The 7405-nt window shown below is 58.5% G+C and carries 8 protein-coding genes; 5 read left to right on the top strand and 3 right to left on the bottom strand.

Annotated features, from left to right (window positions below; all coding sequences use genetic code 11):
- Positions 1–812 precede the first annotated feature (812 nt).
- Positions 813–1025, top strand: coding sequence for a cold-shock protein (locus HLA95_RS26410; RefSeq protein ID WP_191060366.1), 213 nt, complete (start codon positions 813–815; stop codon positions 1023–1025).
- 613 nt (positions 1026–1638) lie between these two features.
- Positions 1639–2508, top strand: a complete 870-nt coding sequence (locus HLA95_RS26405) for a transglutaminase family protein (RefSeq protein ID WP_191060364.1) — start codon at positions 1639–1641, stop codon at positions 2506–2508.
- An 843-nt stretch (positions 2509–3351) separates the two neighbouring features.
- Here HLA95_RS26405 and HLA95_RS26400 read toward each other — a convergent pair.
- The 3 genes from HLA95_RS26400 to HLA95_RS26390 form a co-directional block, all read right to left on the bottom strand.
- Positions 3352–3765, bottom strand: coding sequence for a hypothetical protein (locus HLA95_RS26400; protein ID WP_191060363.1), 414 nt, complete (start codon positions 3763–3765; stop codon positions 3352–3354).
- Positions 3766–3873: 108 nt separating this feature from the next.
- Entirely contained in the window at positions 3874–4083 is a 210-nt protein-coding gene (locus HLA95_RS26395; protein ID WP_191060362.1) for a hypothetical protein, read from the bottom strand.
- A 37-nt stretch (positions 4084–4120) separates the two neighbouring features.
- A complete protein-coding gene (locus HLA95_RS26390) occupies positions 4121–4339 on the bottom strand; it encodes a hypothetical protein (RefSeq protein ID WP_191060361.1) in 219 nt (72 codons plus the stop codon).
- 418 nt (positions 4340–4757) lie between these two features.
- On the opposite strand from HLA95_RS26390, the gene HLA95_RS26385 reads away from it, so the two are divergent.
- The 3 genes from HLA95_RS26385 (at position 4758) to HLA95_RS26375 (ending at position 7207) form a co-directional block, all read left to right on the top strand.
- On the top strand, positions 4758–5237 hold the full coding sequence (locus HLA95_RS26385; protein ID WP_222185026.1) for a DUF2934 domain-containing protein: 480 nt from the start codon (positions 4758–4760) through the stop codon (positions 5235–5237).
- 633 nt (positions 5238–5870) lie between these two features.
- The gene (locus HLA95_RS26380; protein WP_222185025.1) at positions 5871–6302 is read left to right on the top strand and encodes a YsnF/AvaK domain-containing protein; all 432 of its coding nucleotides are present in this window, start codon (positions 5871–5873) and stop codon (positions 6300–6302) included.
- On the top strand, positions 6299–7207 hold the full coding sequence (locus HLA95_RS26375) for a YsnF/AvaK domain-containing protein (protein WP_222185024.1): 909 nt from the start codon (positions 6299–6301) through the stop codon (positions 7205–7207). The genes HLA95_RS26380 and HLA95_RS26375 overlap by 4 nt, the downstream gene beginning before the upstream one ends.
- The last annotated feature ends 198 nt before the right edge of the window (positions 7208–7405 follow it).

The raw sequence follows: 7405 nt of genomic DNA, 5'->3' as shown, positions 1-7405 counted from the left end.
GTGGCGACCCCCATGCCGACTGCGTCTCCCGTCTGGTCCGTCATGCGCTGGCTGAGTTCGGCAACGTTGTCACTGGCTTCGCCAGCCTGGGTCTTGGAGATTTGCGCCATGAAAGCTGGCCTCGCAGTATCAGAATGGGAGCAGGCAGGAAGCCTGTGTGTCGAAACATCATGTAGTTCGTCATGCTGCGTCGCACAATGACAAATGAAAAATAATATTGATTCCTATAAGATAAACAAACCATCTGTAATTTGCTAAGCTACATATTTATATATGTAGTCTGTTTTAGATAGTATTAAATTTATACAAATCCAATCCTGCCAAATACTAATTTACATGTCTTATTGCGGCAGGGCAAACGCCTATTGTCTGCATTATCTTTATTTTCTCAAGTAGAGATGATCAGAGTCCACCAACATTATTCCGAGCTGTTTTAGTTATCACACTAGTCAATCAACTGATTTATGTCATGAGTGTTTATTTTTGCACCATATATAGTAGCAATAGTTAGTTTACCATAAACGCGTAAGCGTGCTTCTTGCTCTTTATTCTAAACAATCAATTAATATGCGAAAAATTCGTTTCTGATATGACACTACACAATTCAATATGCGTGTAATCAATGTTTGGATGGCAATAATATCACACTTGCTTCATGCATCTTGAGGACTATTTAAAGCTGAGGAAAGCAGGTTATGTCGCCCAATGTTCCGAGGAGGGACATTTGGTCGGATGATCGTTTTCCCGACAAAAGGCTCTTTTGTGGGTCGCACTTCGTGACCCAGACGTGCCTATCTGAAAACGGAATCGTCATGACTATCGGAACCGTCAAGTGGTTCAACCCCGGCAAGGGCTTTGGCTTCATCGCTCCGGACGAAGGCGGCAATGATGCCTTTGTTCATGTCAGCGCTGTTCAGCGGGCAGGCCTCAGCGATCTGCACGAGGGCCAGAAGGTCGAGTTCGACCTGGTGCAGGATCGCAAGAGCGGCAAGCTTTCCGCCGACAATCTGAGGCTCATGGCGTAACTGAGCTGGCGGCACAGCATCTATGAGGTCGGGCAATCGGTGAGCATCGATCATCCAAACTAGCGGCCATCAGGCCATTGGCCTGGATCGACATGCTGCAGTAGCCTTCTGTCGGATAGGTCCGTTGTCTTGATGGCCCTGCACCTGGAAAGGTAGCAGGGCCTTTGTTTTTCTTCTTTCTGCTCATCAAGCGGCAAATATTAAGGGCTGCTCCTCGCAGGAAGAGGAGTCGGTAGTTGAAAGCGAGTATCGCCCTCGGCTTTCACTGAGATCGGCAGCTTTTCGCCGCCCAGCGGGAAGGGTGCCGGCTGGAAAGGTAGCCTTGAACCTGATGCCGCTATGGCGCCCCTTTGGCCGACGCACCCTGCCTCCCCCTGGGATGATGCTCCCGTTCGTGGGGAGCTCTTCGGCATCGAACGCCGGGAGGGGGACGCGCCATGGGCCGGGTCCTCCATGGCCGCACCAACCACGGCACCGAAAGATCCAAGCTGGTCGGGCAACCGCCGGGACGAGGCTCAGGCACGAAGATCGGTGACACTGGCAAAGTAGCTGAGATCCGGGAACGCTGCTCGTACACGACGATGCAGGGCACGCAGACTGCACGGGAGCAGGCATGGTCACGTTGAGAATCCGCCACCGGACGACCTATCGCTACAGCAAGCCCGTCGGCCTGCGCCCGCATCGTCTCATGCTTCGGCCACGGGAGAGCCGCGAGCTCCGCCTGCGGTCCATGGACCTGACTGTTGAGCCACCCGCGGCGGTGACCTGGGCACAGGATGTCGCAGGCAACATGGTGGCAACTGCCGCTTTCCAGGCCATGACCGACAGCCTGATCATCACCAGCAACGTCGAACTCGAGCTTGACGCCCCGGCCTGGCCCGTCTTCGACATCGCCGCCTCCGCGATCTTCTATCCTTTTCGCTACAGTGACGACGAATGGACGGATCTCGGAGCTTTGGCGGTTCCGCAACATGCTGACCCTACTGGGCGACTGCGGGAATGGGCTCAGGCCTTCGTCCGTAGCAATCCAACCGATACGCTTTCTCTCCTGAAGGACATCAATGCGGGGATCCTGGCTTGGATCTCGTATCAGGAGCGCGAAGAGGAGGGCACCCAGACACCCGTGCAGACGCTGGAACGCGGCTGGGGCTCCTGCCGGGACTTGGCCGTTCTCTTCATCGACGCCGTGCGGACATTGGGATTCGGTGCCAGGATCGTGTCAGGTTATCTGCACAACCCAGTTCAGGACATCGTGGGACGGGAAGGCTCAGGCACCACCCATGCCTGGGCGGAAGTCTACGTGCCGGGTGCTGGCTGGATCACCTTCGATCCCACGAACCGAAGCGTCGGCTCTGCCAACCTGATCCCCATCGCGATCGGCCGCGACATACGACTGGTGATGCCTGTGGCCGGCAGCTTCGTTGGGATGACCGATGCCTTCCACGGAATGTCGGTCGAGGTCTGCGTCAGCGCGAAGACATAGGCGTCGTCAGCCCCGGAGAGGCGTACCCTTTGTAGGCCCTCCACGACAGTCGTCGGCGTCCGCCACGAGAGGTCAGCCAAGCCCAACGTTAGGAAGTCGGCCGTCGCCGAAATGGCCGAGGCGCTCAGCACGCCAAGCTTGACGGCGTTCAGAACGATCGACCTCGAAAACCAGTTTGGGCAATGACGCACTCCCACCGTAATTTCCAGTTGATCAACCAATGAAACAATATTTTATAGAAAATACTACTACGGTATAATTATATTTTCATGCGGTAAGATACATTATTATCTATATTGCTTTTTGTAATAATTGAACCATATCTATGTCAGATCTGAATCTTGATATGCAATAATTAGCTGGAGAGAAGATCATGACTGAGGTCATTATTCTACATCTGGGACTCCACGAGCCTTACGGTGTGCACGAGCGTCTGTTGCTGAATGCTCTTGACGACGTTGGCTGGCGTCGTGGGAGCGGGACAGCCTGGCTGCCACCGGCTGGACGACGGCTGACAGCTGGCCTCAAGGCGCTGCACCAGAATCTTAACCCCGCTTCAGGTTTCGCTACCGAACAGCGGAACGCATCCTGGCAGGAGCTGCAACAGTTTGTTCCTGCTCCACAGCTTGGGAATCGTGCGTGGGATATTATTTAATTATTACTTGAATTAATTAACCTACATTCATCGCTACTTTAGCCTCTCCTGGAGGGGATAACTAGCCCAGTTCTCTCACACCCAGCCGCGATAGCTGCGTCCGCAACTATGGCCGCGACAACGCAGTCAGGATGACCAGCCGACCTGGCCCATGAGCGGGCCAGGTCGGCTGCGGGCTCCGCATCAGATCATGGCGTTGTAGTGGCGGCCGCCTGCGGTGCCGGGGCCGCGACGAGCTGGGCGGCACAGCTGGTGGCGGCCGCATCGGTCTTGCCCATCATCTCGGGCATGGCGACCCAGCCACCGCCTGCGATGAACTTGCCACGTTCCCAGCTGCTCATTTCCCTGAGCGTGGCCAGCTGCGCGGTCGCATCGCCACCGGCATTGAACCGGTCGACGCAGATCGCGGCGGCCAGTTCCTGGCGGGCGGTGGTGCCGGCCTGGGCGGCCGCCAGTTGCGCCGATCCGCCGGTTGTCCAGCCGCCCCAGGTGAAGCCTACGACCATGGTCGCGACGGCGCAGCCCACACCTGTCCAGAAGAGCTGCGCCTTCGTCGCCCGGAAGTCCGACCATTTCTGGCTGAGGCTGCGGTTGCTGACCATGATCTTTGTCCATCTCAGAGAAGTTCCGCCGAAAGCGGAGATGCTTCCAGCGCACCCTCGGGCTGCCTGCGGCGCCAGCCCGAGGGGAAGTCACGCGCCACATCCTTGTCAGTGTAGGCGAGGCTTCGGGGGTCCATTCACCGAGGATCCTGCCAGCTCACGCTCGGCCTGGGCGACCGCCTCGTTCAGATGCGTGTAGCGATATTGTTTGTAGTGATACTGGTCGACGGAGACGCGCGTGATGCCATACTTGGCCATCTCGTCGTGGCCTTTCTCCTCGACCGCAGGGGTTTCTTCTACTGGCTTGGTAATGTCCATGATCATCTTCCTGTGCAGGTCAGATACGAAGGCCGGCTCAGAATTCCTTGCCTGCCGTCCAGGCATCGACATCCTGCTTCGCCTGGGTGTGCGAGATCCCCGAGCGGACCCTCACCATGGTGAGGAGCTGCCCTTCGGTATGGATCGTCGAGCAGTCGAAGTTGGTCAGGAAGCGCCATTTCCGTTGCGCATCCGCCATGTAGCCCCGCTTACGCGCGACGGTGTCGGTGCTTTCGCCGCCCTGAAATCCGAACATGGTCAGGCTCCTTTGAGAGCCAGCAACACGTTATTTAGAAATTATTGCTGTTGAGGCTCTTAATTAAGAATGGTACATCTTGCCTTAACATTCAAGAGTAATTGGTGCTGATGTTTGCGGAAAATTATGTACATTTAGGGTTCGTATGCATTTGTAGAACGATCAGTTTATTTGAATTTTTCATATGATTTTGGATGCGCTTGCTCTGTTATGAGCGTATATAATACCTTGCCCAGGTGGCAGCAAAATCGGCAGATGTCATGATGATCCCAACCTACGATCTGACCAATTACCTCACGGCCGCCGTGTTGCTGGCATTCGCCATTTGGCACTTCACATCGCTTATCCGGCTGAGCTCGCTTCGGCCTGGATCGTGGTGTCGATCCGGCCTGGGACAGCTTGCCGTGTTGAATGACGGATGGCGGCATACCAGAGAGAGAAGACGATGACAGAGCGCCTAGTTGACGTGTTGGACAGCCGCAAAACAGTTGTGCACACTTTTCCCATCACCCTGGGTGGTCCCGACGCCTCGACCGCTGCGCAGTACGAAGACAAAGCGTTACAGGCTGCGGCTTACGCACAGATAGTGCCCAATGACGATCTCCACGGTCTGACGACCCGGATGCATGTCAGCCGAGGTGGGGCTTTGGCTCCGTATGGGGATGATCGGGATGGCATGTCCCAAACAAAACAGGGCCTTGAGCAGGCTGTTCGCGAAAGCGCCTACTTACTCTGGCAAGGGGATGGTTGCCCTGAAGGGCGGGCCGATGAATATTGGCAGCGCGCTGATGAGCAGCATTTACGCGAGCGTGCTTACTTTCTCTGGCAGCAGGAGGGTTGTCCCGAAGACCGGGCCGACGAACACTGGCGCCTGACCCGGCAGTTCCAGGCGGAATGACGATGTGCTGCTGGTTGAGGAAGGGGAACGGCCCGTGTCAGGCAAGGTCCTGACCATGGAACCGCCCCCCAAGGTCTCTGCAAGGTTGGCCGCGGACGACGCCCACCGCCCATCTGGCGCCAAGCTGCGTCAACCGACTGATGTTCAAGGATAACCATCGGCTGCTTCCGCCTTGCCCTGTGGACGAGGACAAGAAGAAGCTTGTCAGCTTCTGGGACGTGCGGCTGGCCCGCCGCTTGAGCGTTCAGGCTGGCCACCGTCCGAGTGAGACGGTGGGCCTGCTGAACGCCGCGAAGGAAGCGTTGGACCTGCAGGCGGCTAGGTGTTTGATCCCGCAATGTGGTGGTACAATGGATCACCACATTGCGGGATCAAACACTTAGCAAGGCGACGGCAGGGCTGAAGTTATGACCGGTCCGAGGGATCTTACGCCGGCGTGGCGCAGCCGCGCAGCTGGCGGGGTAATCCCGGCGCTGCCTGCGCGCCCATCGTGATCAGCCTGGAGAGGGAGTGCCCTTCCGCCGGGACGCCATCCTCGAGCACCGGCGGAAGGCAGCAGAGGATCAAGCCGGGTACAGCCTACTCTTCTAGTCCAGGCTAGGAACTTGAGCCTGCGACCTCCGTTGCTGCCCCATGACCAAGTCAGCCTCCCCCGACCAACCCGACCAGCGGGTTGAACTGCTGGAAGAGCAGCTTCAGCTCCGCAAGCATCTGGTCGAGCTTGGCCGCGTGCTGATCGAGACCAAGGTCGAGACTACGCCGCATGTCGTAGAGGCGCTTCTCAAGGAAGAGGAGATCAAGGTCGAGCGTGTCCCGGTCGGTGAATTCGTAGAGGAGGTTCCGCCGATCCGCGAAGAGAACGGGGTGCTCATCATTCCCGTGCTCGAGGAGCGGCTGGTGGTGCAGACTCGGCTGATGCTCAAGGAGGAGCTCCGGGTCAGCAAGACCGTCAGCGAGGAGCTGGTCCGTCGGACAATACCGCTCCGTGCCGAGCATGCGACGGTGACGCGGCTGGAAGAGCCTGACCTGCGCTTCCCCATCATCATGGAAGATGAAGACCAATGACGCAGACGATGACGGCGCTCTACGACACGCTCGGCGCCGCGGAAACCGCCCGGGATGAATTGATCGCGCTCGGCATCGCCGACAGTGAGGTCTTCGTCCGCAGCGCCGATACCGAAGCCACCACCGGATCGGCCACTGGCACGGAGGACAAGGGCTTCTGGGCAAGCCTGGGCGACCTCTTCATGCCCGACGAGGACCGCTACGCCTATTCGGAAGGGATCCGGCGAGGCGGCTATCTGCTGACGGTCCGGGTGCCGGATGGGCTGGAGGACCAGGTGGTCGATGTGATGGAGCGCTCCGATCCCATCGATCTGGACGAGCGTACCGAGACCTGGCGAAGCGAAGGCTGGACCGGCGGCACCAGTGCCACCGGCACCACGAGCAGCAGCAGCTACACTTCCGTTCCAGGTTCCAGCGCAATCGGCACTGCCGGTTACAGCGAGGCCGCCCGTACCAGCGCCTATGCAGATACAGCCGCCTCTATGGGCACTGTCGGCACCGAGGCGACCGTCCAACTCGCCGAGGAAGAGTTGCAGGTCGGCAAGCGCCAAGCTGGTGGTGGTCGGGTGCGGGTGCGTACCTATGTGGTGGAGCGCCCGGTGGAAGAGCAGGTCGACCTGCACGCTGAGCGGGTGACGATCGAGCGCCGGCCGGTGGACCAGGAGGTTGTGTCCGGTGTGGCTGCCTTCCAGGAGCGCACCATCGAGGCGGTGGAGCGCGGCGAAGAGGTGGTGGTCAGCAAGACTGCCCGGGTGAAGGAAGAGATCGCCCTGCACAAGGACGTCGAGATCCAGACCGAGACGGTCCGCGACACGGTGCGCAGCATGGACGTGGAGATTGAGGACGAGCGCGCCGGCCACGGCCTCAGCAGCACCGATCCCACACGCCTGCGTGACAAGACCTGACCGCAGAAGGCCGCCCCTTGGGCGGCTTTCTTTTTGCACCATGCCAGCCCCTTCCTGAACGGAGCCGCCGATGGCGACCAATCACCATCCTGACACACCGCGCAACCGCGGTGACTATGATGCGCCGCACATGAGCCCGGCGACCCCGGCCGACGATGCCCGCACCATCATGATCAACAAGATCTCCTGGGGGGCGGT

Origin of the sequence: Geminicoccus harenae (assembly GCF_019800005.1) — a bacterium.
In the GTDB taxonomy this organism is placed as follows: Bacteria; Pseudomonadota; Alphaproteobacteria; order Geminicoccales; family Geminicoccaceae; genus Geminicoccus; species Geminicoccus harenae.
Note: the sequence above shows the minus strand (reverse complement) of the source record. Positions and strands in the feature narration are given on the sequence as shown.